This is a genomic window from Thermomonas aquatica (assembly GCF_006337105.1).
In the GTDB taxonomy this organism is placed as follows: Bacteria; Pseudomonadota; Gammaproteobacteria; order Xanthomonadales; family Xanthomonadaceae; genus Thermomonas; species Thermomonas aquatica.
Genome location: NZ_CP040871.1, coordinates 1,576,095 through 1,602,779 on the forward strand (window position 1 = coordinate 1,576,095; position 26,685 = coordinate 1,602,779).

Below are 26,685 nucleotides of genomic sequence, written 5' to 3' on the forward strand. Positions count from 1 at the left end.
ATGGCCAAGGACACCGAGATCCTCGTCACCACCACCGACGGCTTCGAAGGCCGCCGCATCGTCGCCTACAAGGGCCTGGTCGGCGGCGACGCCATCCTCGGCGCCAACATGTTCCGCGACCTGTTCGCCGGCCTGCGCGACATGATCGGCGGCCGTTCCGGCAGCTACGAAAAGGTCCTGCGCGCGGCCAAGACCGAGGCGCTGGAAGACATGCTCGCCTCGGCGCGCGAACGCGGCGCGAACGCGGTGGTCGGCGTCGACCTCGACTACGAGACCGTGCAGATCCAGGACGGCGGTTCGATGCTGATGGTGTCCGCCTCCGGCACCGCGGTGGTGATCGAGTAGGCATGGGCGCTCCTCGCTCGATGTCGCTGCCTCGTCGCCATCCCTGGCGCAACACTCCTGACTTTGGCAGCCCCGGGGCAGGCGTCCTGCCTGCCCGTCCATGCGATGCGCGCGGCAATGCCGCGCAAGCGTGCATCGCATGAACCCCGCCTTCTCCGTCCTCTTCTTCACCACCCTGTCCGGCGCCGGCTTCGGCCTGTGGGCCTGGCTGGGCCTGCGCATCGCCTTCGGCGCGCCGCCGCAGAACTTCCAGGCGCTGGGCTGGAGCTGGCTGCTGGTCTACGCCGGCATCGCCGCGGCGGTCGGCCTGCTGGCCTCGTTCTGGCATCTCGGCAAGCCGCTGCGCGCGTGGCGGGCGTTCTCGCAATGGCGCACCTCGTGGCTGTCGCGCGAGGGCGTGCTGGCGGTGGCGAGCTTCGTGCCTGCCGCAGCATTGCTGTGCCTGCTGGCGCGCGATGGCGGCTACCAGATCGGTGCAGCAACGCGCTTCGCCGCGGCCCTGTTGGCGCTGCTAAGCCTGGCCACCGTGGCCTGCACCGCGATGATCTACGCCTCGCTCAAGCCGATTCCCGCCTGGCGGCATCCGCTGGTGCTGCCCGGCTACCTGCTGTTCGCGCTGCTCACCGGCGGTTTGCCGATGCTGCCGTCCATCCCTGCGGGCGCGCACGGCATCGATGGCGCACTGCCGTACGCGCTGGCATTCATCGCCGCCGCAGTGCTGCTGCTGAAGCTCGCCTACTGGCGCGACATCGACCGCACCCCGCTGCCGCAGGCGCGCGGCGACGCCATCGGCCTGCCGCAGCGCAAGGCCTCGGTGTTCGAACGCCCGCACACCGAGGCCAACTACATCACCCGCGAGATGGCCTTCGTGGTCGCCCGCCGGCACTCGCGCATGTTGCGGATCGCCTCGGCATTGCTGTTCGCGCCGGCACCGCTGCTGTGCCTGCTGCTGGCATGGTCGCAGCCGGGTTGCGCGTGGGCGGCGCCGCTCGCCACCGGCTGCGCGCTGATCGGCGCCTTGCTCGAGCGCTGGCTGTTCTTCGCCCAGGCCCGGCACCTGGTCACGCTGTACTACTGAGCGCGTTGCCCCGTGCGGGGGGCCGGGTAGAATGCGGGAACCCTCCCCGCATCGCCGCCCATGTTGCCCTTGCTGTGGCTGGCCTTTTCCGTGCCGGCGCCCGTCGTCGACCTCGCCCCCGTGCCCGCGATGGACGCGGTGGTGGTGCAGCGCCTGGCCGATCCGCCGCGCTGCCTGGCGGCGCGCTGCGCCAGCGGCGAATGGCAGGTCGGGGCGATGCCGGCGATTCCCGCCGGCCAGCTGCGCATCGATGGCGACGACCTGCCCGGCGCGGGCGGCCGCCTGCGGGTCGCCGCGCAACCGCGCAAGGACTGGGTGAAGGCGCAGGGCAGCAATGCCCGGGTCGGCATGCAGTACGGCATGCAGGCGCTGAAGTCCGAATACGCCAGCCTGGCCTGGGCGATCGACACCGGCTACCGCCTGCAGGGCTATGCCGAGGACGGCATCGCCGGCACCGGCCCGGTGCTGCGCGGCAACCTGGAATGGCGGCAGGCGCTGGGCGAACGCACCCGGCTGTCGCAGACCACCCGGATCGAAACCGGCCAGCACGGCACCTACCTGCGCAACAGCCTGCAGCTGAAGTTCCAGCTGCAGCCGGCGCTGACCCTGGACACCGGGGTCGAACTGCGCCGCGACAGCGAAGTGACCGGCCGCAACCAGACCGACGCGAAGTTGAACCTGCGCTACGTGTTCTGATCGATCAGCGCGCGCGCGCCCTGCGCGAGCAACGCCTCCGCAACCGCCAGCCCGAGCGCCTCCGGCGCGTCGCCGCGGCCCTGCGCCTGCGCACGCACGCTGCGGCCGTCGCCGGCGGAACCGACCAGGCCTTGCAGCATGAGCCGCTCGCCATCCAGCCGTGCGAACGCGGCCACCGGCACATGGCAGCTGCCGTGCAGGGCCAGGTTCATCGCCCGCTCGGCGCCCACGCAGGTGCGGGTGTCGGCATCGTCGAGCGCGGCGCACAGCGCGACGACCGCATCGTCGCCGTCGCGGCATTCGATCGCGATCGCGCCCTGCGCCGGTGCCGGCAACCAGTGCGGCGCATCCAGCCGGGCGCGGATGCGCGCATCGAAGCCGAGCCGCTGCAAGCCCGCGCAGGCCAGCACGATGGCGTCGTAGTCGCCGGCATCGAGCTTGGCCAGCCGCGTGTTGACGTTGCCGCGCAGGTCCAGCAGCTCGAGGTCGGGACGCAGCGCGCGCAATTGCGCCTGCCGGCGCAGCGACGAGGTGCCGACGCGCGCGCCCTGCGGCAAGGCGTCGATCCCGTCGAAGCGGCCGCTGACGAAGGCGTCGGCGTGGTCGGCGCGGGCGAGGATCGCCGGCAAGGCGAAGCCCGGCTCCAGCTGCATCGGCACGTCCTTCAGCGAATGCACCGCGCAGTCCGCCTCGCCGCGCTGCATCGCCAGCTCCAGTTCCTTGAGGAACAGGCCCTTGCCGCCGATCGCCGCCAGCGAACGATCCAGCACTTCGTCGCCGCGCGTGCTCATCGGCACCAGTTCGACGACGAGGCCCGGATGCGCGGCGCGCAGGCGGTCGGCGACGTGTTCGGTCTGCCAGAGGGCGAGCGGGCTCTTGCGGGTGGCGATGCGCAGCGTGGTCATGCGCGCATTATCGCCCGTGCCGGCCCGCGGCTCACAGGTGGCGCAACGTATCCCGCAGCTGCGACACGCAGCGCCGGCTGACTTCCAGCGGATGCGCGCCATGGCGCAGCACGGCCTGGGTATGGCCGTCGCCGGCACGGCGCAGTTCGACGATTTCGTTGCGCGCCACCAGGCAGTTGCGGTGGATGCGCACGAAGCGCTCGGCGAATTCGCCTTCCAGCGACTTCAGCGATTCCTCGATCAGGTCCTCGCCGCGCGCATGGTGGACCACCACGTACTTCTCTTCCGCCTGCAGGTAGCGGATGTCGTCGACCGGGATCAGCCGCAGGCTGCCGCGCAGGCGCGCGCACAGGTGGGTCCGCTTCTGCCCTTCGCCCGGATGGTCGGCGTGTTGCGCGCGGCCGGCGGCGAAGGTGCGCACCCGCTGCAGCGCGGCGGACAGCCGCTCCGGGCGCACCGGCTTGACCAGGTAGTCGATCGCCTGCGCCTCGAACGCGGACAAGGCATGCATGTCGTAGGCGGTGCAGAACACCACGGCCGGGCGCGGCTCGAACGCGGCCAGGTGGCGCGCGGTTTCCAGCCCGTCGATGCCCGGCATCGAGATGTCCAGCAGCACCATGTCCGGATGGTGCTCCGCGCAGGCATGCAGCGCGGCATGCCCGTCGCCGGCTTCCGCGACGACCTCCACCCCGGGCTCGCCGGCCAGCATCGCGCGCAACCGCTCGCGCGCCAGCGGCTCGTCGTCGGCGATGACCACTTTCATCGCATGCTCCGCCCGTTCATCCCGTTGCGCCCATCCTCGCGCAGGACTCAAGCGGCTGCAAACCGCGCCGCCATCCAGTCGCCCAGGTCGCGGATTTCCTCGGCGCACACCGCGTGCTGCATCGGGTAGCGATGCCATCGCACGTCGAAACCGAGCGTGCGCAGCGCGTTCGCGCTCATCTCGCCACCGGCGCAGGGCACCACCGGATCGAATTGCCCGTGCGCCATGAACAGCGGTTGCGATGCCGCGGCCGGCCGCAACGCGGCCTGCGCCTGCGCGGGCGTCATCGGCAAGTACGTCGACAACGCGACCAGTCCGGCCAGCGGCGTGCTGCGCGCGATGCCGGCGGCAAGCGTGATCGCGCCGCCCTGCGAGAAGCCGGCCAGCAACAGCCGATCCGCGGCGATCCCGCGCTGCGCCTCGCGCTCGATCAGGGCCTCGACCTGCGCGACCGATTCGGCCACGCCTTCGCCGTCGGCGCGATGGGCCAGGTTCATGTCGCGGATGTCGTACCAGGCGCGCATCCGCGCGCCGCCGTTGATGGTCACCGCGCGCACCGGCGCATGCGGGAACACGAAGCGGATCGCCGGCCAGTCCTTGCGCACCAGTTCCGGCACGATCGGCGCGAAATCGTGGCCGTCGGCGCCCAGGCCGTGCAGCCACAGCACGCTCCACTGCGGTTGCGGGCCGGTTTCGTGTTCGACGGTTTCGAGCAGTGCGGTCATGGGGGAGGGCGATGCGGACCAGCGCGCAGTCTACCCAAGGCTCAGTCGTCCGCGTCGTCGTCGCCCGCGCGCACCTTGCCGGGACCGACGCCCTCGACGCGCTTGAAGAAGCGGCGGAACGCGGCCTCGCTGCGGTAACCGAGCATCTCCGCCACCGCCGCCACCGAGAACCGGCGGTTCTTCAGCAGCCGCCGCGCCTCGGTCGCGCGCCAGTGGGCGAGGTACTGGATCGGCGGCAGGCCGACGGTGGCGGCGAACAGTTCGGCGAAGGCGGTGCGCGACATGTTCGCCCGCTGCGCCATCGACTGGATCGTCCAGTCCTCGCCCGGGCGTTCGTGCACCGCCGCCAGTGCGCGCGACAGGCGCGCGTCGGTCAATGCCGCGAGCAGGCCGCGCGGGTGTTCGGCACGGCGCACGTATTCGCACACCGCCATGGTGAACAGCGAATCGGCCAGCTTGTTCTGCACCAGCTGGCGGCCCCAGCGGCGGTCGCGGCTGGTTTCGGTGAGCATCGTCGCGAGCTGGCGGAAACCGTCGCTGCTGTCCTCGGAGCGCACCACGAAATACGCCGGCAAGGCGCTGAAGATCGGGTTGCTGGTGCCGGTGATGAATTCCAGTTCGCCGCACAGCATCGCGGTGTCGTCGGGTTCGATCTCGCCCACCGTCGGCAAATGGGCGTCCGCACTGGATGACAGCAGGTGGCGCACGCCGGCCGGGAACACGATCAGGTCGCCGCGGCGCAGCTGCACCGGCGCCTCCAGCGCGGCGCCGCTGACCCAGCATTCGCCCTCGGTGAGCAGGTGGAACTGGCCGTAGCGGGTCGCCGGCTCCTGGTCGTACCAGGTGCCGCAGTAGCGCACGTCGGCAGTGATCTCCACGCGCATGCGGTATGCGCCGAGCACCGTCTCGAGCACGCTGTCGCGGTTGTCGTCCAGGGTCGCGGTGGCGGGAACAGTGTCCACGACCCGCATCCTAGGCCAGCCCCGCCACCGCGACCATGCCCGCGCCACCGCCATTCCATGCGCGAGCGTCCGCCGCCTCGGGACGCTTCGCCGTTGGCGGACGCTCGGGCATATCGGTCGGACTCGCGGGGATATCGCCACCAGCACCATCGGCATGGAATACGCAGGCGCCGCCACCTCCCCCACGCGGTGCCCGAACACCCACTTCCATTCCAATCCCGAGGATCACCGCATGAATACCAAGACCGCCACCGCTTCCGGCCTGATGCTGGCCATGACCGCCGCCGCGCTGTTCGCCGGCGCACCCGTTGCCCACGCCGGCACCACCGCCAAGGCGCAGATGGGCCACTGCATGGGCGCCAACGCCTGCAAGGGCCACGGTGCCTGCAAGAGCGCCGCCAATGCCTGCAAGGGGCAGAACGCATGCAAGGGCCAAGGCTTCACCGAAGCCACCGCAAAGGACTGCAAGGTCGCCGGCGGCAAGTTCGAGATCCCGAAGCCGGCCAAGGCCGAGGCGAAGAAGGCCTGATCTGAAGCGCGTGCGCCCGTCCCCGCGACGGGCGCCACGCCCCACGACGGACACGACCATGACCCGCACCCTGCACGGCTTCGGCCTGGGCCTGCGCCCTCAGCATTACCACGCGCTGCTGCGCGGCGACGATGCCGCCGTCGACTGGCTCGAGATCGTCAGCGAGAACTACCTGGTCGAAGGCGGCCGCCCGCTGGCGATGCTCGACCGCATCGCCGAACGCTGGCCGCTGGCGATGCATGGCGTGGCGCTGAACATCGGCGGCAGCGATCCGCTCGACCGCGATTACCTGCGCGCACTCGCAAAGCTCGCGAGGCGCGTGCGCCCCGCGTTGATTTCCGACCACCTGTGCTGGACCCGGCACGACGGCGTGCAACTGCACGACCTGCTGCCGCTGCCCTGCAACGACGAGACCCTGCGCCACGTCGCCACGCGCGTGCGCCAGGTGCAGGACGCGCTTGGCACGCAACTGGTGCTGGAGAACGTGTCCAGTTACCTGCGCTTCGCCGGCGACACGCTGGGCGAAGCCGAATTCCTTGCGGCGCTGGTCGCCGAGACCGGCTGCGGCCTGCTGCTTGATGTGAACAACGTGTACGTCAACGCGCACAACCACGGCATCGACGCCATCGCCTGGCTCGACACGCTGCCGGTGCACGCGGTCAAACAGATCCACCTGGCCGGCCACGGCGAGGATGCGCTCGGCTCCGGCCTGTTGATCGACACCCACGACGCGCCGGTGTGCGACGCGGTGTGGACGCTGTTCGCGCACGCACAGCGGCGTTTCGGCGAAGTGCCGGCGATGATCGAGCGCGACGACCGCATCCCGCCGCTGCACGACCTGCTGGCGGAACTCGCCATCGCCCGCGGCATCGCCGACGAGGCGCGTCTTGGAGTAGCGGCATGAACGCGCTTTCCGCCGTGCAAGACGCGATGCAGGTCTGGCTGCTGCAGGGCGATGCCGGCATCGTCGCGTTCGTCGACGACGACTTGGCCGCGCATCGCCTGCGCATCTACGCCGATGCCTACGTGTTGCGCCTGCTCGACGTGCTCGGCAACGACTTCCCGGCCACCCGCACCGCGCTCGGCGAGGATGCGTTCGATGTGCTTGCGCGTGCCTACATCGCGGCACATCCGTCGACGCAACCGTCCGTCTGCCATTTCGGCCACGCCTTCGCCGGCTGGCTGGCGGCGCGCACCGACGTGCCGCGCGGCGTGCACGAACTCGCCCGCTTCGAATGGCTGCAGGGCGAATGCTTCGACGCCGCGGATGCAATCCCGCTGGGTGTCGAGGCGATCGCCGCATTGCCCGCGGACGCATGGCCTGCGCTGCGGCTGTCGCTGCATCCGGCGACGCGCCTGCTTGCCACCCGCAGGCTGCGGTTGCGCGACGGCAAGCCGTGTCCCGCAACGCGCTCTGCCGATCGCGACTGGCTGCTGTGGCGCGCCGGCCTCGACGTGCATTGGCGACTGCTCGACGCCGACGAAGCCGATGCCCTGCGCGCGCTGCACGATGGCGCTGCATTCGGCGAACTGTGCACGCGTCTGGCCACCCATCACGGCGACGCCAGTGCATTGCGCGCCGCCGCCCTGCTCAAGCGCTGGCTGGCCGATGGCCTGCTCGCCGCCCCCGATACCGCACACGACAGCTGAGGACACCGCCATGCAACGCTGCGCCACCTACGCCAATCGCACTCCCGCCGCGACCGAGAGGCCGCGGGATCCGTTCGCACCGCTGTGGCGGCTGCGCGCGGCCGTCGCCCGCTTCGAATGGCTCGGCCCGCTGCTGCTGCGGCTGGTGTTCGGCTGGTTCTGGCTGGAAACCGGCTGGGCCAAGCTGCACAACCTGGAATTCTTCTCGCAGCGCTTCGTCGAATGGGGCATTCCCTTCCCGATGCTCAGTGCCACCGCCTCCGGCGCGGTCGACCTGGTCGGCGGCGCGCTGCTGCTGCTCGGCCTCGGCACGCGCCTGGTCACGATCCCGATGATCGTGAACATGCTGGTGGCGCTGGCGGTGGTCGTGCTGCCGACCATCTCCACCCTCGACGAATTCGTCGAACTCGATGAAGTGCTGTATGTCGCGGTGCTGTTCTGGCTGCTGATGGCCGGCCCGGGCAAGGCCAGCCTTGACCACGCGATCGCCGGCCGCCTGCGCACGCGCTAGCTGTGATCTCTCGGTAGGTTGTTCATCCGGGGCATCTCTGGAAGATGGGGGTTGCGAAGCCAACCCAGCCCCCAGGAGCCCCGGATGAACCTGCATAAACATGCCCGTTTGAGCCCGCGCGGTCGAGCCCTGCTCGTGGACCGCATCCTTGTTCAGGGCCTTCGCGTCGAAGAAGCAGCGCATGCGGCCGGTGTCAGCGTCCGCACGGCCTACAAGTGGCTCAGACGGTTCAAGGAGGAAGGTCCGCAAGGCTTGGTCGACCGGTCCTCTCGGCCACGCTCCTGCCCGCATGCCACGCCACAGGAGATTGTGCAGCACGTCATCGAGCGGCGCCGCTCACGGCAGACGTATCGGCAGATCGCCGGGCAACTGCCTGTTGCCCCGAGCACCATCGCCCGGCTGCTGCGTCGCGCCGGCCTGCACCGCTTGGCCGAACTGCAGCCGGCAGCGCCGGAGAACCGCTACGAATACGCCTTGCCCGGCCAGCTGCTGCATCTGGACATCAAGAAGCTTGCTCGTTTCCGACAGCCGGGGCATCGGGTCACCGGCAATCGCCAAGTCAACTCCGATGGCATCGGCTGGGAATACGTCCATCTGGCCATCGATGACCACTCCCGCGTGGCGTTCGGCTCCATCGAGCCGGACGAGCGCGGTAGTAGCGCGTGCAGGGCGCTGTTGCGGACGGTGCGCTACTACCGACGCTTGGGCGTGCAATTCGAGCGCGTCCTGACCGACAACGGCGCCTGCTACAGATCGCGTAGCTTCCGGCGTCTGGTCCGTCGGTTGGGCATGCGCCACCTGCGCACGCGCCCCTACACCCCACGCACCAACGGCAAGGCTGAGCGGCTGGTGCAGACCAGCCTGCGCGAATGGGCCTACGCCCGCTCATACGCCAACTCCGAACAGCGAGCCCACGCGCTGCAGGGCTGGCTTCATCACTACAACTGGCATCGACCACATGCCAGCCTTGGCTACAGGCCACCCATCACCCGAATCCCACTGAACAACGTGGTGGGTTTACACAGCTAGCCGTCCATCGCCGCCGGCATTCGCAGCGCACGGGCAAAGCGTGCGCTGCAGCACACGCGAAGCGTGCTGCGCCGCAAGATGACCGCCCCCGGACAAGACGCTAGCGTATGGTCAGGCAGCGGGGAGGGCTAGGGGAGGCCAGCTGCCGATTCCCCATCGCAGTTGGCAGTTGCACCGCATCGCGCAGGCCGCCGGCCGGCGCCACCGACTACAACACAACTTCCTTGAGGGGCAGATCATGTCTTCACGTGTCTGCAAGACCGCTCGTCCGCTGTTCGCTGGCATCGCCTTGACCCTGCTGTGCGCGCCGACCCTGGCCAATACCCTGAACCAGAACGTGTCGTGGACCATCGACCGTTCCGGCACCACCGCCAAGTACCGGGTGGTCGCCTACGGCGATTCGATCTACGCCGGCTACAACGGCTCCACCCTCAGCGCCGCCAAGTACTCGGCGCCGACGGTGGATGCCGAATACCTGTCCGCGCTGTGGAACGCCGACGTCGAAAGCGTGCGCCGCACCAAGTCCGGCGCGGTGGCCTCGGACGTGTACAACAACAAGATCGTCGCCGAACGTTCCTACATGCAGGCCAGCAGCACGCGCGTGGTCACCTTCGAGATGTGCGGCAACGACGGCCTGCAGGCGCGTTCCAGCTTCAAGGGCCAGACCGGCACCTGCAACTACAACGTGATGGCCACCGCCGAGGCCAACTGCAAGACCTACGTGGCGGCGGCGATGGACTACATCAACGCCAACGCGTACAGCGGCACCAAGGTCAAGATCGTCGCCAACCTGTACTACCCCGGCTACAACGCCGACAACGTGCAGAGCTCCTGCAACGACCCGACCACCGGCGCCAAGGTCAACCTGCGCGACAGGTTCCTGCCGTACATCGCGCGCATGAACTACTGGATGTGCGAGTACGCGCGGCAGAAGGGCTTCAAGTGCGTCGACAACTTCGCCGAATACATGGGCGCGGACTACGACAGCAACGGCGACGGCCAGGTCGATTCGCAGGCGCTGAAGTACGTCGCCGGCGAGAGCGAGGCCAGCTACGTGGCGCGCATCACCGGCACGCTGAAGGGCACGCTGCGCGATGCCAACGCCCACTTCATCTCGTCCAGCAGCAGCGCCGACTACATCCAGTCCGACGACGTGCACCCGACCTACCAGGGCAGCACGGTCACCGCCGGCCTGTTCGGCGGCACCACCAGCTCCGGAGCGCCGCGTTACACCAGCTTCAGCGGCGGCAAGAACCCGATCTGGAACCTGTACGGGCACGAGCGCATGGGCTGGTTGCTGTCGTTGTACGCACCGGCCAGCGCCAACAAGGCGCGCAGGTAACGTGACAGTCCAGCGGCCCGGCGAACGGCCCGCCACGCCGCCCGAACAGGGCGGCGCTGGCGCCGGGCGCGGGTATCGCATGCTGGCCGGCACGCTGCTGCTGGCCTGCATCGGCGGCGTGGTCTATTTCGCGGCGCACGAACCGGCGCGCGCGCGCGCCGGCGCCGACGGACGCGGCCCTCGATCGCAGCAGGACTCGGGCGACATCGACGCCTCCCGGACCGCGGCCATGGCAAGACAACCGTTGCATCCCCGCCGCGCGCAAGCCCGGCCCGCCGCCGACGACCTGGCCTCGGTCGTCGTGCCCGGCACGCCCGCACCGAGCATGGGCGAGGTCATCGAGGGCCTGCACCGGGCCGGCATCCATACCGGCCTCGGCGCCTTCAATCCGCCCGGCACCAGTCCGCCGCTGGTCGGCCTGGCGGTGCCCGAGGACTACGTGCTGCCGGAAGGCTATGTGCGCCATTACCAGGCCACCGACGACGGCCAGGCGATCGAACCGATCCTGATGTATTCGCCCGACTACCAGTTCGTGGACGGCGCCGGCCAGCCGGTGGCGATTCCCGCGGATCGCGTCGTGCGCGCGGCCAATGCGCCGGCAGGCCTGCCGATCCGGCAGGTGCGCATCCCGCCGCCGCAAGCCGGCCCGGGCGCTTCGTCCTGAACCCGGTGCATTCCCTCCGATCCGGCTGGCGCCTGCTGGCCGGCGTCCTGGCCAGCGCCTTGCTGCTGGGGCTGTATGCCCGTGGCGGCAACCTTTACCTCCTCGGCTTCGTCGCACTGGTGCCGTGGTTGCTGGCGCTGGATGCGTGCACCACAGCGCTGCGCGCGCTGGCGGCGGGCGTGGCGATGGGCATCGCCTTCGTCGCGGCCGCGTTCGGCTGGTTCGGCTTCGCCATCGGCGAGTTCACCGGACTCGGCGCGATCGGCGGTTGGCTGGTGCTGCTGCTGGCGGCGCCCGTGTTGCAGCCGCAGCTGCTGGCGTTCGCGCTGGTCCGCCATCTCGCCGGGCAACGGCATGGCGCGGCGGTCCGCGCCCTGGCCGGCGCCTGCGCCTGGACGGGCTGCGAATGGCTGCTGCCGAAACTGCTCGGCGACACCCTCGGCCACGGGCTGTATCCGTCATTGCCGCTGCGCCAGCTGGCCGACCTCGGCGGTGCGGCCGGCATCAGCTTCGTGCTGTTGCTGGTCAACGAAGGCATCGTCGTCGCGATCCGCCAGCATCGCGACGGCACGCGCGGATGGGCGCGACCGAGCCTCGCCATCGCCGCGATCCTGCTCGCATGGCTCGGTTACGGTAGCTGGCGCGCAGCCGCGATCGCAGCGCATGCGAACGCAGGCGAGCCGCTGCGGGTGGCGATGGTGCAGACCAATATCGTCGACTACGAACGCCTGCGCCGCGAGCGTGGTGCGTATGCGGTGGTGCGCGAGGTGCTCGACACCCATTTCGCGATGTCGCGCGCGGCGGTCGAACAGGGACACGCCGACGCAGTGCTGTGGTCGGAGACCGTGTATCCGACGACGTACGGCCATGCGAAGAGCGAGGACGGCGCGTTGCTGGATCGTGAGATCGCGGACTTCGTCGCGTCGATCCGCGCGCCGCTGGTATTCGGCAGCTACGACATCGACGCCGACGGCGAGTACAACGCCGCCGCGTTCCTCGCGCCGGATGGCCGCACGCTGGGGATGTACCGGAAGAGCGATCCGTTCCCGCTGACCGAATACGTGCCGCGCTGGCTGGATGGCCCCGCATTCCGCCGTCTGCTGCCGTGGACCGGTACCTGGCAGCGTGGCGACGGCGCGCGCGTGTTCCCGCTGCAGTTGGCCGATGGCCGCGAGATCCCGGTACAGCCGCTGATCTGCCTGGACGATGTCGATCCCGCGCTGGCGATCGACGGCGCACGCCTGGGCGCGCAGGCGATCCTCGGCATGTCCAACGATTCCTGGTTCAGCACGCATGCGCAGGGCGCGCAGCTGCACCTGGCGGTCGCCGCCTTCCGCAGCATCGAGACGCGGCTGCCGCAATTCCGGGTCACCGCCAACGGCATCAGCGCGGCGATCGATCCGGCCGGCACCCGCGTTGCGACCACCGCGATCGGCGCACCGGCGCTGCTGACGGTCGCGCTGCCGGTGCGTACGCCGCCGCGCACCTTGATGGTGGCGTGGGGGAATTGGGTTGGCGCGGCGGGGCTGGCGGGCCTGCTGTTGTTGGCGCTGCACGCGCTGTGGCGGCGCCGATGCGCGACCGCCGCACAAGCCGTCGCTGCCACTGCCGATACGCCGGAGCATGCGGACATCGTGTTGTTGGCGCCCGCGCTGCGCGCCCTGCTGGTGCTGCTGCAACTGGCGAGCTTCGCCACGCTGGCGTGGATCGGCTGGCGCATGCTGGTGCGCGACGGCCTGCAGGTGCATGCGCTGGCGCAGCTGACATGGTTCGGCTACGGCGTGGCGCTGCCGGCCTTGTGCGGCTGCTGGCTGCGCCGCAGGCACCGCGCGCAGGTGCGGATCGACGGCGACGCCCTGCTGTTTTCCCGGCGCGATGGAAACCGCCACGTGCCGGTGCGCGACATCGCCACGGTGACGCCGTGGACGCTGCCGTTGCCCACGCCCGGCCTGCGCCTGCGCCTGGCTTCGGGCGCTGCACTGGACTGCGCCAGCGGCGCGCACGATCCCGCGCAGCTGGCGGCGCTGCTGCAGCGCGCGGGCGCGCCGGCGATCGCGAACACGCGCGGCAACACCCTCGCGCTGGCCGATGCGCAGGCACGCGCCGACGCGCCGCGTTGGCGCATCGACCATCCGCTTTGCAAGTTCGCCCTGTTCCCGCTGCTGCTGGCCTTGCCGGCGTTCCGCCTGCACCAGCACATCGCCTTCGGCGGCACCTTCGGCGAGTACTACAGCTTCGGCCTGCAGGCCTGGCTGCTGGGGTTGCTGATCTGGTGGGCGGCGTGGACCATCGGCATGACCCTGTACGCGGCGCTGCTGCGCAGCATGGTAGAGCTGGGCGCGCTGGCGGCGCTGCTGCTGCGCCCGCAACAGGCGGGCGCCGTGCGCGCGGCGCTGCAGAGCATCGCGCGCGCGCTGTATTTCATCGGCGCGCCGGCGTGGCTGCTATGGCGGATGCTGGCGGGCTGATCGCGCAGCGCGCGGCTCACTTCGCCCTGGTGCAGTTCTCCAGCCAGATCACCTTGCGGAAGTTGTCGTACTTCATCACCGCACCGGTCAGGGTCACCTTCTGGCCCTCGCGCAGCGCCAGCACGGTGGCCAGCTGGTTGGGGCGGAACAGGCAGGACACGCCGACCCGGAACTGCGCCTGGAACGGCAGCGGCTTGATCGCCATCTCGCTGACCTCGGGGATGTCGAACACCAGGTTGTAGTCCTCGCCGTCCTCCATCAGCGTGTCGATGCGCCCGGTCAGCGTGTACTTGCGGCCCTTGTGGCGCGCGTTGACCGCGATCGCGTTCTTGTTCGCCTCGTTGGCGATCATCCGCGAGAACGCGAACACGTCCTGGTTGGCGGTGGCTTCGTTGTTGCTCGCGCCCGCGCCCTTCTTCGCCGCGGCCACGCCTTCCTTGCCGCCCTTCAGCTTCGCCAGCAAGCCGCACATGTACGGGCGGATCTGCTCGACCTTGGAGAACACCCCGCGCTCCATCTTCACCGACATCTCCACCCGGGTGCCGGCCGCCACCTCGCTGACCGTGACCGTGGTCGGGATCGGCCGCGCCTTGTCCGACTGCCGCTGCTCGACCAGCAAGGTGCCGCCTTCGACGTCGTCGGCCAGCACGTCCATCTTCTCGGCGACCAGGATCCCGCGCATCTGCGCCTGCGCATCGCGGGTGGACAGGTTCGGCATGGTGACCGCGCTGCTGTAGGTGGTCATCACCAGCGGGTTGCCGGATTTCTTGAAGTTGGCTTCGCATTCGTCGGCGAACGACGGCGCGGACAGCAAGAACAAGACGAATGCGGCGAGCGGCTTGAGCATCGGGACGTGCCTGTCGTGGTCATGGCGATGACCACGGATGCTAGGGCGGCGTGCGGATGCGCGCCGGCGGCCGATGCCGTTCGCCCCGCCGGGCGATGCGTTGGTCACACCGCGTGATGGTGGGCCCACCATCAACCACATTGCCTTGCTACGGTGTTGAATTTGCTCAGCTATCTCGTGCTTAGGTTCAATATCTGACTCGCATTCTGACTCACTTCTGGGCTGACTATGGCCGCGTCAGAAGCTTACCGAGAGGTGCATGATTCTCCCCCGCAGAGCTTGCATTGCCAGCCTGGTCGCAGCCTGTGCGCCAAGCCCCCTCTAACCTGATTCAACGGGCCCGGCTTTTGGATACACACGCGTGTATCCATTGGCTATGATCCCAGCATGGCTATGAAGGACGTCGGACTCCGAATCCGTGTCGAGCGCGAGCTCCGGGACGCCTTTCGTAGCGCGTGTGCGGCGGAGAATCGGGACGCTTCCGAAGTGCTGCGCGAGTTCATGCGGTCATTCGCTGAACAGCGGCACGCAGGTAAACAAGCAAGTCTCTTCGCCCTGCCAGGGCGGGAGACAACAAGAGGCAGACCATCGTCTGGGGCTGTTAAGAGCAAGTAGGGGTGGATATGGTCAGGTGCATTGACTCGCGTATTTACGAGTGGGGTCTTGTTGCTCGGAACGCTCAAGCGAGGAAGACAACATGACGTTCCGCTACATCGGGTCGAAGTCAAGGCTTATCGATCAGATCAGCGCCTACATGGGGCACCCTACGAAGGGTGCCTTCTTTGTGGATGCCTTCTGCGGCACCGGAGCAGTCGCTGAAGCCGCCGCAGAGCTCGGTTGGAACGTTCGCATCAACGACAACCTGCTTTCTGCAGTGATCTCTGCGGGAGCCCGGCTTGTTAGCCACGAACAAGCGGCCTTCAAGAAGCTGGGTGGTTATTCCAAAGCCATCGGCAAGATCAACGCCGCCAAGCCTAAACACGGCTTTATGTGGCGCGAGTACAGCCCCGCATCGCTTGACTCCTGCGGCATCGAGCGGCGCTACTTCACCGAAGAGAATGCGGCCCGAATCGATGCTATGCGAGCCCTGATCGCCGATTGGAGCGAGGCTGGCACCATCGACGAGGTGGAAGAGCGTTTACTGATTGCAGACCTCTTTGGGGCTTTGAACCGGGTGGCCAATATTGCAGGCACCTTTGGCTGCTTCCTCTCCAAGTGGACTAGCCAGTCTCAGGACAAGATCGCCATGCGTTGCCGTGAGCTTAAAACCAACGGTGTGCGCGTGGAAGCCACCGTGGGCGATGTGTTTGAGGTGCCCAACAGTGCTCAAGACCTCGTGTACTTAGACCCTCCGTACACCAAGCGCCAATATGCCAGCTACTACCACATCCTTGAAACGGTGGCCCTAGGCGATGAGCCAGAGGTCGAGGGCGTTGCGGGCCTGCGGCCTTGGAAAGATCGGGCTTCGGACTTCTGCTACAAGACTCGTGCACTCAAAACGCTCTCATGCCTGGTGCAGAGCCTGAAGGCTGAGAGGGTGCTCTTGTCGTACAGCAGTGAAGGGCACATCTGCATGCAGGACATGAAGGCCGAACTTTCGAAGATCGGCAAGTCCACCATGCGCCCTTTGGGCGCCATCGGTCGCTATCGACCCAACAAGGTGGCCAGCAGTACCGCTTCTGATGTGAGCGAATTCTTGATAGTGGTGGAGCGGTCCATAGCGCAGCTTCCAAAGCCCGAAACCAAGACCCTCAAGACTATCCAACCCGTCTTTGTGGAAAGCTATGCATGAGTGCTCCACGGCCCATTGAAGCAGAGTACTTAGCACCGGCAGAGGCGGCCCTGACTAGGGCAGTTGGTGGTAGGTGTGGGCCCGCCGGCTTTGAATTTCGACTTCAAGTATTAGAGGCCGTTTCGGCGCGGTTCGGTGGGTTTGACTTAGTGTCTTTTCATATAGCTTTTGGTGTTCAAAGCAAGAAGCCTGCAGCTGAGCTCTTGGAACTGGCTGCGCCTGTAGCAAGTGCCATCGAAAGATCGCCTATCCATCACGCGCTGGCACTGAGCGCATTGGCACGCGAGGCCCTGCGTGAGCAGGATCGAAAGAACACGGGTGCGTATCACACGGATTTTCGCCTCGCTACGCGTTTGGCACAGCTTGCCGCGCCCAAACTCAACCACAAGAGCAAGGTGATTGATCCAGCGAGCGGCGCGGGAATTTTGTTGGCAGCCCTAACTCATGCGGTGTGTGGTCTGGATCGAGCGAAGGCTGCGCACTGGCTCGCTCATGGTGTGTGCGCGGCGGACTTATCGGCCAATTCGCTTCGCGCGGCCTTGTTGAGCCTGGCATCCTTCACCGACGATCTAGAAGCCCTCAAAGCGATGAGAGCCCGCTGGCATTGTGGCGATAGCCTGATGGCTGATCATAAGGTCTGGGCAGCAATGGCTCCGGATGGCTTTGATGCAGTGATCGGTAATCCGCCTTGGGAGAAGGTCAAGCTCTCACGGCACGAATTCTTGAAGTCTTCAGGTGCGAAGCGCCACTACGGAGCCGAGATTCGCGGGTTGGATGAAGATCGGTTTGCCACCCAGCGCGATGAGGTCTCCGACTACTCGCGGCGATTGCTGGCGCGCTATCCCGATCTGGGCAATGGAGAGCCCGATCTCTATATCGCTTTTACAGACCTCTTTTTTGATCTGTGCAAAGGGCAAGGTGTCGTGGCAGCACTCATCCCAGGTGGGCTCATCCGCTCGCAAGGGACACAAGCCATGCGTCGGAAGATTTTTGAGGCGACCCAAAGCGTATCGCTCTCGATCATTGATAACCGTGCCAGGTTCTTTGCTATCGATACACGGTTCAAGTTCCTTGCGATGGCTCTCGTGAAGGCAGGCCACGGAAGGAGCAAGCGAGAGCCCATAAAGCTCTTGCACGAGCGCGGCACTTCCACAGGTTTGGAAATCACGGGCACGGCCACCATCGGCCGTGCGGCACTGGCGGCCATTCGAGACGACTTGAGCCTCCCTGAAGTTCGAAGCATTGCGGAGTGGAAGCTCTTTTCCAAGATTGCAGAAGCAGGCACCTCGTGGGAGGAGCCTGGTTGCGGCTGGACTCCGAAGTTCTGTCGCGAAGTTGATATGACGAAGGAGCGTCCCAAATTCCTGGGCCGTGCCATCCGTGGAGCACTGCCTTTAATTGAAGGTCGCATGGTGCAGGCTCACCGTTTTGGCGTGAAAGGTCACGTGTCGGGCACTGGCCGCAGTGCTCTGTGGAAGGCCTTCCCCATCGGTGGCTCACGTATCTCGCCGCAATTTTGGATTCGCTCGTCGGACGTGCCTCGTGCCAATCAGCACCGAACAGGCATGCTGCGGGTGGGTTTCTGCGACATCGCGGGCCAGACCAACGAACGCTCGCTCATGGCGACCGTGATTCCTGCGGGTGTGGTCTGTGGCAACAAGGTACCCACGATCCTCTTTCCTGAGGACTCGTCAGAAGAGCGACTGCTAGTATGGGCGGCCATTGCAAATAGCTTTGCTTTTGACTGGATGCTCAGGCGTGTGCTCACCACTACGGTGAACTACTTTCTGCTGCAAAGCGTGCCGCTGCCGAAGGTGACAAAAGACGGCTTACCATGGAAAAAACTGGTGAGTGTCACTCGTGAATTGCAGGCGCTCGATCATGCAGGTTCCAGCCGTAAAACCCAGGCGCGCATGGCCCAACTTCGTGCTGAGATCGATGCAGAAGTAGCTGTTGCATATGGACTCGACATTAGTGACGTAGAGCTGATTCTCCAAGATTTTCCGATTTTGGATCGAGGTCAGACCGCTTTGCCTGGCGAAAGTAAGTCCACGATCACCCGAGACAGTGTTTTGACTGCTGTGGCAAAACGCATATCGAGTCGGGGTGCAGTTTGGTCGCGCCGTGCGGCAGAGGCTCTTGCGTTGGGGGCAATGGCGTATGTGCCCTCGGAACTTGCTCTCGGGAGCGATGAAATTGAGGAAGAAGGAGCCCGAGTTCATGGGTAGCAAAGCGAATGACGTTGCGCGATTCCTCTACAAAGAGATCGTTGATGGGGATCGGAGAAAGGCTAAAGCGGAGTCGAACGACACCGCGTCTGGTGGGGGTGCAAGAGACTTCAGATTTCCATATGAAGAGGTATTGCCTATCGTTGAGAAGATCTTCCCGACCAAGATCATCAGACGCGGAAAAACTGCGCATCAAGGTACGTTTTTCTGGAACGAACCGGGAGTGGAGCAGACACTTTCAAGGACGGCTCAGTTCATGTCTCCTACAAAGTCGCGGCCACGCGAGGGTTGGATTTCCCAGGTCCCGAAATTCTCATGCTTTGATACTGAGCGAATGCCCTTGGGCAGTCCGACGAATCGAGTCTTGCTACTGCTAATACAACTTTACGATGATACGGTGTGGCCCTTCTTTGCCGAAGAAAGGACTCTACGCGTCAAGGGCGCGTGGGACCCGGTGGTTGCTCAAGAACTGTTGGATTGCCTAGACGCCAAGCGTGCAGTCAACCGGGCTGTGATTGGCTACCGAGACTTCACTACCGCTGGCAGGTTCTGCAATGGAAACTGATGACTGCAAGTTGGCTTTAAAACTGCTGGCCCGCTCTCGGAACGTTTTGATTTCGGGTCCTCCTGGGACGGGAAAATCGAAGCTGTTGGCCGAGGTGGCGTTGGCTTTTGAAACAGCCTTTGGCATTGCTCCCGCAGGTGGTGCGCCTAAGCTCAATCCAGTGGGTGGCATCCCGATTCCGCCTGCCGCAGGCGGTGCCGTCAAGGATATTCCTGCGCCTACGAAGACGAATCGCAAGGTCTTTCGGACGGTCTTTCACCAGAACTCCAAATACCGAGACTTTTTGTCTGGCATCACGCCGGCGGTCAACAAGGCGGCAGGCGCCCCGGACTTCACCATCGTGAAGGGTACGCTCTACCGTGCGAGTGAGCACGCCAAGGCAGACGGTGGCGCGGCCCTATTGATCATCGACGAGATCAACCGAGGCCCCGCTGTGCAGGTCTTCGGCGGAGCCATCGTGGCCATGGAGTCTGACAAGCGCTTGGCCGTAGATGGCTCCAAACGGTCCGAAACCCAGTTTTTTGAAATGCTCGACCCCGCGACGGGCGATGTGATCGAGTACGCCTTGCCGCATGACCTGTACATCCTGGCCGCCATGAACCAAGCCGATGCGTCGGTGGAGCCCTTGGATGTGGCTTTCTTGCGTCGCTGGGAGCCGCTAAGACTTGAACCCGATGAGAGGGCGTTGAGGGACTTCTATGGTCTGGGGGCCAAGGGTGCCAACACCTTGCCCGATCCCCTCGTCAGCGTCACTGATGCCTTGGAGGCGTCGGCGAGGGCTTGGGCGGTCGTCAACGGACAAATCTCGCTAGGCCGAGGCCCCGAGTTCCAGATCGGTCATGGCGTCTTGATGTCGGATGTGAAGCCTCAAACGCTGCCTCTGCCTGAGGCGCTGGGTACGTTGTGCGTGGGGTGGGCCAAAATGCGGGCCCACATTGAAGAGGTCTTCTTCGGAGATACACGAGGCATTGCCGCAACCCTCAATGCTTTGGATGGCCCCGCCTTCAACCCGTTCCAACTCTCTGAGACAACTTTCGCGGACGATTTGCGGTTCAGGCTTGAAGGCCCCACCAACTTCAACGAAGACAACATCTACCCCGCCCTGAGGGCCTTTGCGAAGGGGTAGTGTGTGGCGCATACCCGAACACGGTTATCGCTTGTCGAGTACGGATCACCCGTTGATCTGAGTCGAGAAATTGGCGCGGCGATTGGTGTGGATCGCACGAAAGCCAACAGCCTCCTGATTGAGGCTGGCAACCGTGCCGCATCGAACTTGGGGCTCAAATACAATCCCATTAGTGTTGATGCCATTGGCGCACGAGCCATCGACTTTGCTGGCCTCATCCGCTTAGCCCCAGCGCTTGAACTGGAAGTCGCACCCAAGTTCTTGGGTCTTGATGACGCTGACGCCACCTGGCGAGAGGACTTCTTCTTTCTCTCCACGCTCTCACGGCATGGGCGGCTTCTTGCGACCGAGCGCTTATCGGCCTCAGGTGGTGCACCGCGCGACCTCTCCACGTTGGTGGCCCGATCCATCACGAGCATGTACGAGGCCAGAAAACGCCGCCCTCTGCGCAGCTACCGCCGGGTGAGGGAGGCAGACTTCTTCATTGATGGCGATCCAGATCCTGTGGATCTCATCTTTCCATCACCCGATGGTTTTGAGCAGGAGGTCATCCGCTTTGATCGGCGCAATGGCTGGAATGCAGACATCGTGGCGGCTGCCAAGGGGCTTCTGCCCGAGGTGAGCGACCCATCAGCCGCAGGCTCCTTGGTGCGGCTGATCGAAGACCTTTCACCACAAAGCGGCCCTGCCAACCGTCGTAAGTCGCTCCCTGCGAGGCACAGGGCGTGGAAGCCATTGCACGAGCTTTCCATCGATGTGCTTGGAGGACTGGGTCTCAACTATAAGCAGGGTCAAGCGCACGCGCCTGGTTACCTCGTTTCGACCTGGCGGGTGTGGGAGGACTTATTAACGGTAGCGGCTCGCCTCGGGTTCGGACGTTCTGCAGTGGTGCCTCAAAAGGGCTTCACGCTGGGCACTAGGGTCAAGTCGACCACGGGTGCTGTGCGTAACGTAACGGTCGTTCCCGACTGCGTGATCGAAGCCGAGGGCGCCAGACCCCGGTTGCTTCTCGACGCCAAGTACAAGGGGCACATAGAGAAGGGGCAGCTCCGCATCTCGGAGGCTGACATGTATGAGGCACTAGCCTTTTCTAGGGCCACAGGTTGCAACTTGGTGGTTCTTGCCTATCCGGCCCAGCTAGGTGATGTACCGCTACCTGTGGGTGCGTGCACCGAGTTTGAAAAAGTGCAGGTAGACGCTGTAAAGATCGTGGGCATCCAAATCGAAACTCGTCACATCTCCAGGACAGGCGCTTTGAAGGCCTTTGCTGGAAATTTGGCAAGTAGCATCGCTGAGATAATTCGGTAGAGCCGTAGTCTGATGACCTTCTGTTCGCGTACGAGATTTATACAACTCGAGCAAGGCGCTCCCAAGCGGAAACATTTCCTCGAAGGTCGTATGCTGCCGCCTCGGGGCTCCAAGTTGGAACATACGTCGTCGAAGCTCTGGAGGCGCGTTCGCAAGCGACCTATGACAAAGCCATCGCGATGCAGGCAGCCTTCCCACGCCAGTGGTGATTACAAAACCCGGCTCAGCGATCGGCTTCAAGCAGTGACAAGCCACACGGGCTTACCAACCTCTGCGTCAGAGACTAATGGTACCGAATCGACGATAGAGTCACGCAAAATCAGATTATCAAGATCCGTTGTTCCCGCAACGGCATCCACAGCACAAATAAATCACACCCCGGAAAAACTAGGGCACGAAGTAATGAGCTATGGCAAGGCTGTGTATGCGGGGGAGCTATGACTCTCGATACGAAAGGGTCGGCTGCACTCAAGAAGGAACGAAAACCACAGTTTGATTTTACGAGCAACTTTGATCCTGAAAGCAGAGATACCGCCACAATCAAGGAACTTCTAGCGGAGATTAACCAAGAACGTAATGATGCCGATGGAACAACCTTTGATTTGAAAAGTCTTGGCACAGTACTTCGGCTCCTAAGCACCATCACGGGCAGAAGCTACCGCAGCATCACCGAAAGACACCCGCTTTCGACGCTGAAAACGATCAAGCTGTTGCACAAGGAATGCCGGCACATTGACGCACACCTGATTAGGCTGCTCGAACTTCCCAAAGGTGACTCACACAGCATTTTGGATTTCTTTACCATGGCGTCTTCCCCAGAAGGGGAAGATGTAAAGCGTCAGATCAGCCGCATTATTGCGAGACTTGAAAAGGAAATAGATCAAGTCGAAATCGATCAGATCAATGCCATTAGTGACCCCGGCAAGCTCCGAGAGCAATACCGGCGCGACACGAACGAGGCCGTGGACGACATCCTGCTGACCCATATCCACATTGAAGACGAGCTACTGAAGGATGCCGACAGGTACCTGACCGATCAGTCCCGACAATTCCTTACGTCGATCAGCCCTCTCAAGCGCGAATCACGGGCGCATGTCGCCACCTGCGTCTATCTCAAGGTTCTCGACTACGTCCACCGTCTCCACTTCGAATTGGCCACGCAGCTGTCGATACCGCATGATCGCCCCATCTCAAACATGAAGATTAGATTCGAGAAGATATGCGCCGATATCTCGTCGAATTTGGATCGCCAAATCCTGACGGACACCAACTTCCTTTCCATCCACGAGATGATGGATTTCTGCATAAAGTACATGAGCCCTCTCAGCGAAATCGTAACGAATGCTGTGGGTTTTGTTTACGAAAACCGAGCGTTCAAACAGGATATTCCTCGCGCCCACCTCATCATTCAACTTTATCTTTACCAAGCCAAGTTGCCAGCAACGCCTGAATCAAAGCCCATCGGGGTCGTTCATGCTGCTGCCGCATTCGCTTCCGTTTTTCACCAGCGCATCAACAAGGCGAATCTGGTGAAGAAGTCGGTCAAGTACAGCCCGAAGATCTCCGATCCACAGCGACAACTGGATCAATTCGTGAAGGGAGAGACGCGGCAAATTCCACACACGGTGCAGTACCTCTACACGGAACGAATGAAGTGGTATCTCTTCGCGCTTCTCGAAAGAAAGGACACGACCGACTCCCACAAGTCACTGCAACTAGCGCAGTCCGAACTGACGAGGGACATATTCCTTTCCCTCTCTCCTGTGCTGATCGTCGAACAGATCAACGCGTACCGTAAACGAATCGTACAGGCAGCGAATGACTTTATCGTCGCTCATGATAAGCAACACATCCGATACGAGAAGATTCGTAACTACCAGTCAAATGCATAGACCTGAATTATTTTCTTACATCAACCCTATTCGTATGGAGGTGGATTGACTCCTGTCTAGCTTGTTGAATCGGTAACCTCACTATTGGTTACCAGGGGTAGATACAGGACGCGCACTTACCGTTTCCTTCAGAAACGCGCAAAGAACCTGGACACCCATCTCCACGCAGCCGACGGCACAAAACGCCGTCGGTTTTTTATTGACTACGGATAAAAAGGGTACACGTTTATGGCAAGCTTCCATCACTGCATCAAGAGCGGCAAGAAGGGCACCGCGTGCGGACACGCCGCCTACATCGAGCGGCGCGGCCGTTACAAGACGCGCGGCGAAGATTTGATACATTCCGCCTACGGCAACATGCCTGCATGGGCCGCGAACAATCCGGGTCGGTTTTGGCGTATGGCCGACAAGCACGAGCGCGCCAATGGCGCAGCGTACCGCGAACATGAAATTGCGCTGCCAAACGAGCTGCACGTCGATCAGCTTATCGCTCTGACCGAACGTACGGTGCGTGAGCTGATAGGGAACAAGCCATACCAGTACGCCATTCACGCGCCTGACGGCTCCTTAGCGGCGATCCCGAACCCGCATCTGCATCTGATGTATTCGGATCGTCTGCCGGATGGAATCGAACGCGAGCCGGACCGGACGTTTTCGCGCTTCAATGCGAAGCAGCCAGAACTTGGTGGTTGCCGAAAGGACAGTGGCGGACTATCCCCGCTGGAGCTCCGGGCTGGCGTGATCGACGCGCGCAAAACTATCGCCCATTTGCAGAATGAGGCTTTGGCGGAGGGCGGCCACGATGCCCGCGTTGATCACCGCAGCTTGAGCGAGCAAGGCCGCCAGCGCCGCCCTGAGCGTCACTTGGGGCCCGCCCGCGTACGGGGTATGTCCACTAAAGAGAAGGCCATCTACGCCGCCCACCGCGGTGGCGAGCCGGGATTGGGACACTGAAATTGCTGCTCTGGCTCCAGAATTTCCGAGGCGATTCTGCGATTTTCTCGCGTAATCGCCAATGAATTCGGGGGGCAAGCCAAAAAAAAGCCCCGACCTTACGGTCGGGGCGTGCGGCGATTTATCGGTCATACGGCAATGCTGCCGAAGTAGGGGTTGAGCAACCGGACATAGGACTTCTTGTCTTTCGGCGCCACACCTACAAGGACGCCACCCCAAAGCTCGATCAATCCCAGAGCTGCGTTGAGACGGGCGCGGTCACGAACCGGACCACTGTGCAACACATGGTTTTTCGCAACGATGGTGTCCGAACTCGGGCCGAGCCAAATGCGGGTGCGCAAGTACTTCACCACCGCGTGTGCATCGACCTGATCCTGCGGCATCACGAACTGCGGCGAAAACAAGTGCTTGAATTCGTCGAGGTGCCACCGCACCAGGGTGAAAGCGCGCTCCAGCGTATCAAGCGTGATCTTTCCGCCTTCGCCACCGAAGTATTGCAATGCTGCCGCAAGGCGGCCCAAGATCTCCATCAGTTTCGACGCGAAATCATCGATGTCGCTCAGGTACTCGCCCTGGCGCAACATCTGCTCGGTTTGGACGGCTAAGTCAAACCAACGCGATTTCGCATCGTCCGAGAATTCCAGGCTCTCACGCTTGACATGGCCCGATTCAATCATGCTCCGATACAGCTCGAGCAATTCACGAATGCGTTCATGGAACTTCGGAAGGCATTCCCAGACCAGCTCGTTCGTATTCACCCAGCGAAAGCCCTTCTTCGATGCCGGCCAGCCCACCAGATAGCGCGCCCAATGGCCGCTACCCTTGGCAACCGCACCGCGCTTTTTCATATACGCTTTCAACGGAGCCGGCTGGCTCATGATGCTCACCGAAACACGCGGGTTCATTGCCATGATCTGCTCGCGCCCGGCGCGATCCAGCGGCAACACCTCCGGCGAATCCCACAGGCGGTTAAGCAGGCCCAAGTGGGACATTGCTGCACTCTGGAACAACACATGGCCTTCGTCGGTAGTGATAGCAATTGACTCGCCATCACCCTCCAACGCCTCCATGATCGCCTTTGCCGTCATGTCTTGGCGCAGAAAGTAGCGCAAGCGTGGCTTTATCGGCTTTGCCTCTGTCTGAGCGGCCAACTGCCAATCCATTTCATCCGTGGATTCGCCCTTGCTGACTAACTTACTGATGGACCGGCGGATACCCTTGTTCTTGGCCTGCCACACGTCGAGCTCGATCTGGTACTGCGCCATTTTGGCTCCTAGCGCACGCTGTGCGGTGGAGTCCCATTCGCTAAACGGCTTGTGCAGCATTGAATAGACCGTTGACTTGCGCTCTCCTGATTCGGCCACGATCAACAGGTTCTGCGAAGTCGGACGCACTTGTCCGGTCGGCAGCTTCACGTCGATGACGCTTTGGCACGCCAACGAAATGGCACTGATTAGCCCCATGCCGATCAGGGCATCCGGCGCCTGTACGTTTCGCATCAGCTCGAATCCAGCTTCACGGACAACTATCGGAAATGCATCCATCGGGTACGGAGGGGGAGCAGGAGGAAGAGAGAACATGCCGTTCATTGCGCTCCCTCCTGCTTGTCATCCGTGCTCTCCAGCACATGCATGTTGGAGACCATGGGTCGATAGCACGAGGAGCAGACCACGACATCGCCTAACTCGGCGCGACGCTTGCGTTCTGCACTCAGCAGCTTGCGAAAATGCGGAGCGTGGATGCTGTAGCCATACGCATCGCCGAACATTTTCATAACGCGACTCACCGGCACCTTGCGGGCCAAGTGCTTCTCGATCAGCTGATAGGCTTCAATAAAGTCAACTTCCTTCTTTTGCTTGCCAGCCACGTCTGCATGCTGGAGCGCAAGCTCCAACTTCTTCAACGCGCCAGCATTGACATACAACGATTCTTCAATAGCGTTCATTGCTTTTTGCCTTCATTTTTGCTTATAAACTTGTTACTACGCCCTTCAAGCCAAGCGACCGCCTCGTGTCGCCAAAAAGCCTTTGGCGAACGAGGCGTGTCGAACAGAGCAAATCCATTGGGAAAGTCAGGATCAAATCCAGGATCTTTCGGATTCATCATTGCGTAGGCCTTGCTCCGTCCCACTTTTGTGAGGCTCAGTAGCTCGGCAAACCGGAGAACGAGGTCATCTGACGCTTCGCCCCTTTCGTCCGTGTTTGTTCGAGTGCGGATCAAGGCCATCTCGCCGCTGTTCCGCTCTCGCGGCTCGACGGGTGTGCTGTGTACTGCTTTTTTGTCAATGAGCATGCGCATCTCCTCGA

At 63.7% G+C, this 26,685-nt stretch carries 25 protein-coding genes; 17 read left to right on the forward strand and 8 right to left on the reverse strand.

Going from position 1 to position 26,685, the window contains the following annotated elements; translation table 11 throughout:
• The 3 genes from FHQ07_RS07605 to FHQ07_RS07615 all read left to right on the forward strand — a co-directional run bounded on the left by FHQ07_RS07605 (window position 1) and on the right by FHQ07_RS07615 (window position 2,119).
• Complete coding sequence (locus FHQ07_RS07605; RefSeq protein ID WP_206202302.1) at window positions 1-345, forward strand: heavy metal-binding domain-containing protein; 345 nt, start codon at window positions 1-3, stop codon at window positions 343-345.
• Between the two features lie 139 nt (window positions 346-484).
• Complete coding sequence (locus FHQ07_RS07610) at window positions 485-1,423, forward strand: dimethyl sulfoxide reductase anchor subunit family protein (RefSeq protein ID WP_168191502.1); 939 nt, start codon at window positions 485-487, stop codon at window positions 1,421-1,423.
• 60 nt (window positions 1,424-1,483) lie between these two features.
• The gene (locus FHQ07_RS07615; protein ID WP_139716241.1) at window positions 1,484-2,119 is read left to right on the forward strand and encodes a DUF481 domain-containing protein; all 636 of its coding nucleotides are present in this window, start codon (window positions 1,484-1,486) and stop codon (window positions 2,117-2,119) included.
• Here FHQ07_RS07615 and hemC read toward each other — a convergent pair.
• From hemC to FHQ07_RS07635, 4 genes are read right to left on the reverse strand one after another with little or no spacing between them, the layout of a single operon-like run.
• The gene (hemC, locus tag FHQ07_RS07620; protein WP_139716242.1) at window positions 2,107-3,024 is read right to left on the reverse strand and encodes a hydroxymethylbilane synthase; all 918 of its coding nucleotides are present in this window, start codon (window positions 3,022-3,024) and stop codon (window positions 2,107-2,109) included. The genes FHQ07_RS07615 and hemC overlap by 13 nt on opposite strands.
• 31 nt (window positions 3,025-3,055) lie before the next feature.
• A complete protein-coding gene (locus tag FHQ07_RS07625) occupies window positions 3,056-3,787 on the reverse strand; it encodes a LytR/AlgR family response regulator transcription factor (RefSeq protein ID WP_139716243.1) in 732 nt (243 codons plus the stop codon).
• Window positions 3,788-3,834: 47 nt separating this feature from the next.
• The gene (locus tag FHQ07_RS07630; RefSeq protein ID WP_139716244.1) at window positions 3,835-4,512 is read right to left on the reverse strand and encodes an alpha/beta hydrolase; all 678 of its coding nucleotides are present in this window, start codon (window positions 4,510-4,512) and stop codon (window positions 3,835-3,837) included.
• Window positions 4,513-4,553: 41 nt separating this feature from the next.
• Window positions 4,554-5,474 carry an AraC family transcriptional regulator gene (locus tag FHQ07_RS07635; protein WP_168191503.1) on the reverse strand — a complete coding sequence of 307 codons (921 nt, stop codon included), beginning with the start codon at window positions 5,472-5,474 and terminating at the stop codon, window positions 4,554-4,556.
• Between the two features lie 232 nt (window positions 5,475-5,706).
• Between FHQ07_RS07635 and bufA2 the strand changes: the two genes are divergently transcribed.
• From bufA2 to lnt, 8 genes are all read left to right on the forward strand, one after another.
• The gene (gene bufA2, locus FHQ07_RS07640) at window positions 5,707-6,003 is read left to right on the forward strand and encodes a BufA2 family periplasmic bufferin-type metallophore (RefSeq protein WP_139716246.1); all 297 of its coding nucleotides are present in this window, start codon (window positions 5,707-5,709) and stop codon (window positions 6,001-6,003) included.
• 58 nt (window positions 6,004-6,061) lie between these two features.
• A complete protein-coding gene (bufB, locus tag FHQ07_RS07645; protein ID WP_139716247.1) occupies window positions 6,062-6,907 on the forward strand; it encodes an MNIO family bufferin maturase in 846 nt (281 codons plus the stop codon).
• Complete coding sequence (locus FHQ07_RS07650) at window positions 6,904-7,653, forward strand: HvfC/BufC N-terminal domain-containing protein (RefSeq protein ID WP_139716248.1); 750 nt, start codon at window positions 6,904-6,906, stop codon at window positions 7,651-7,653. The genes bufB and FHQ07_RS07650 overlap by 4 nt, the downstream gene beginning before the upstream one ends.
• 10 nt (window positions 7,654-7,663) lie before the next feature.
• A complete protein-coding gene (locus FHQ07_RS07655) occupies window positions 7,664-8,164 on the forward strand; it encodes a DoxX family protein (RefSeq protein ID WP_139716249.1) in 501 nt (166 codons plus the stop codon).
• Between the two features lie 84 nt (window positions 8,165-8,248).
• Window positions 8,249-9,193, forward strand: coding sequence for an IS481 family transposase (locus tag FHQ07_RS07660; RefSeq protein WP_054665630.1), 945 nt, complete (start codon window positions 8,249-8,251; stop codon window positions 9,191-9,193).
• A 238-nt stretch (window positions 9,194-9,431) separates the two neighbouring features.
• On the forward strand, window positions 9,432-10,535 hold the full coding sequence (locus tag FHQ07_RS07665; RefSeq protein ID WP_139716250.1) for an SGNH/GDSL hydrolase family protein: 1,104 nt from the start codon (window positions 9,432-9,434) through the stop codon (window positions 10,533-10,535).
• 1 nt (window position 10,536) lies between these two features.
• Entirely contained in the window at window positions 10,537-11,199 is a 663-nt protein-coding gene (locus FHQ07_RS07670) for a hypothetical protein (RefSeq protein ID WP_206202303.1), read from the forward strand.
• A 5-nt stretch (window positions 11,200-11,204) separates the two neighbouring features.
• Window positions 11,205-13,667 (forward strand): apolipoprotein N-acyltransferase, encoded by a 2,463-nt coding sequence (gene lnt, locus FHQ07_RS07675; protein WP_206202304.1) that lies wholly within the window; start codon window positions 11,205-11,207, stop codon window positions 13,665-13,667.
• 16 nt (window positions 13,668-13,683) lie between these two features.
• Here the strand turns inward: lnt and FHQ07_RS07680 are convergent, their stop codons facing one another.
• Window positions 13,684-14,514, reverse strand: a complete 831-nt coding sequence (locus tag FHQ07_RS07680; RefSeq protein ID WP_139716251.1) for a hypothetical protein — start codon at window positions 14,512-14,514, stop codon at window positions 13,684-13,686.
• Window positions 14,515-15,211: 697 nt separating this feature from the next.
• Here FHQ07_RS07680 and FHQ07_RS07690 point away from each other — a divergent pair.
• The 6 genes from FHQ07_RS07690 to FHQ07_RS07720 all read left to right on the forward strand — a co-directional run bounded on the left by FHQ07_RS07690 (window position 15,212) and on the right by FHQ07_RS07720 (window position 24,379).
• Window positions 15,212-16,306: a DNA adenine methylase gene (locus FHQ07_RS07690; RefSeq protein ID WP_139716253.1), complete on the forward strand. Its 1,095-nt coding sequence runs from the start codon at window positions 15,212-15,214 to the stop codon at window positions 16,304-16,306.
• Window positions 16,307-16,509: 203 nt separating this feature from the next.
• Window positions 16,510-18,534: an Eco57I restriction-modification methylase domain-containing protein gene (locus tag FHQ07_RS07695; RefSeq protein ID WP_240703447.1), complete on the forward strand. Its 2,025-nt coding sequence runs from the start codon at window positions 16,510-16,512 to the stop codon at window positions 18,532-18,534.
• A 554-nt stretch (window positions 18,535-19,088) separates the two neighbouring features.
• Window positions 19,089-20,225, forward strand: coding sequence for an AAA family ATPase (locus tag FHQ07_RS07705; RefSeq protein ID WP_139716256.1), 1,137 nt, complete (start codon window positions 19,089-19,091; stop codon window positions 20,223-20,225).
• A gap of 3 nt (window positions 20,226-20,228) precedes the next feature.
• The gene (locus tag FHQ07_RS07710; protein WP_139716257.1) at window positions 20,229-21,533 is read left to right on the forward strand and encodes a 5-methylcytosine restriction system specificity protein McrC; all 1,305 of its coding nucleotides are present in this window, start codon (window positions 20,229-20,231) and stop codon (window positions 21,531-21,533) included.
• Between the two features lie 437 nt (window positions 21,534-21,970).
• A complete protein-coding gene (locus tag FHQ07_RS07715; protein WP_139716258.1) occupies window positions 21,971-23,425 on the forward strand; it encodes a hypothetical protein in 1,455 nt (484 codons plus the stop codon).
• Between the two features lie 228 nt (window positions 23,426-23,653).
• Window positions 23,654-24,379 (forward strand): MobA/MobL family protein, encoded by a 726-nt coding sequence (locus FHQ07_RS07720; protein WP_139716259.1) that lies wholly within the window; start codon window positions 23,654-23,656, stop codon window positions 24,377-24,379.
• Window positions 24,380-24,507: 128 nt separating this feature from the next.
• Here FHQ07_RS07720 and FHQ07_RS07725 read toward each other — a convergent pair whose 3' ends face one another.
• Genes FHQ07_RS07725 through FHQ07_RS07735 form a run of 3 tightly spaced genes read right to left on the reverse strand, consistent with a single transcriptional unit; the run spans window position 24,508 to window position 26,671 of the window.
• Window positions 24,508-25,968, reverse strand: a complete 1,461-nt coding sequence (locus tag FHQ07_RS07725; protein ID WP_139716260.1) for a YfjI family protein — start codon at window positions 25,966-25,968, stop codon at window positions 24,508-24,510.
• Window positions 25,965-26,324: a hypothetical protein gene (locus FHQ07_RS07730; RefSeq protein WP_139716261.1), complete on the reverse strand. Its 360-nt coding sequence runs from the start codon at window positions 26,322-26,324 to the stop codon at window positions 25,965-25,967. Before FHQ07_RS07730 ends, FHQ07_RS07725 begins: the two co-directional genes overlap by 4 nt.
• The gene (locus FHQ07_RS07735) at window positions 26,321-26,671 is read right to left on the reverse strand and encodes a hypothetical protein (protein WP_139716262.1); all 351 of its coding nucleotides are present in this window, start codon (window positions 26,669-26,671) and stop codon (window positions 26,321-26,323) included. Before FHQ07_RS07735 ends, FHQ07_RS07730 begins: the two co-directional genes overlap by 4 nt.
• Window positions 26,672-26,685 lie beyond the last annotated feature (14 nt).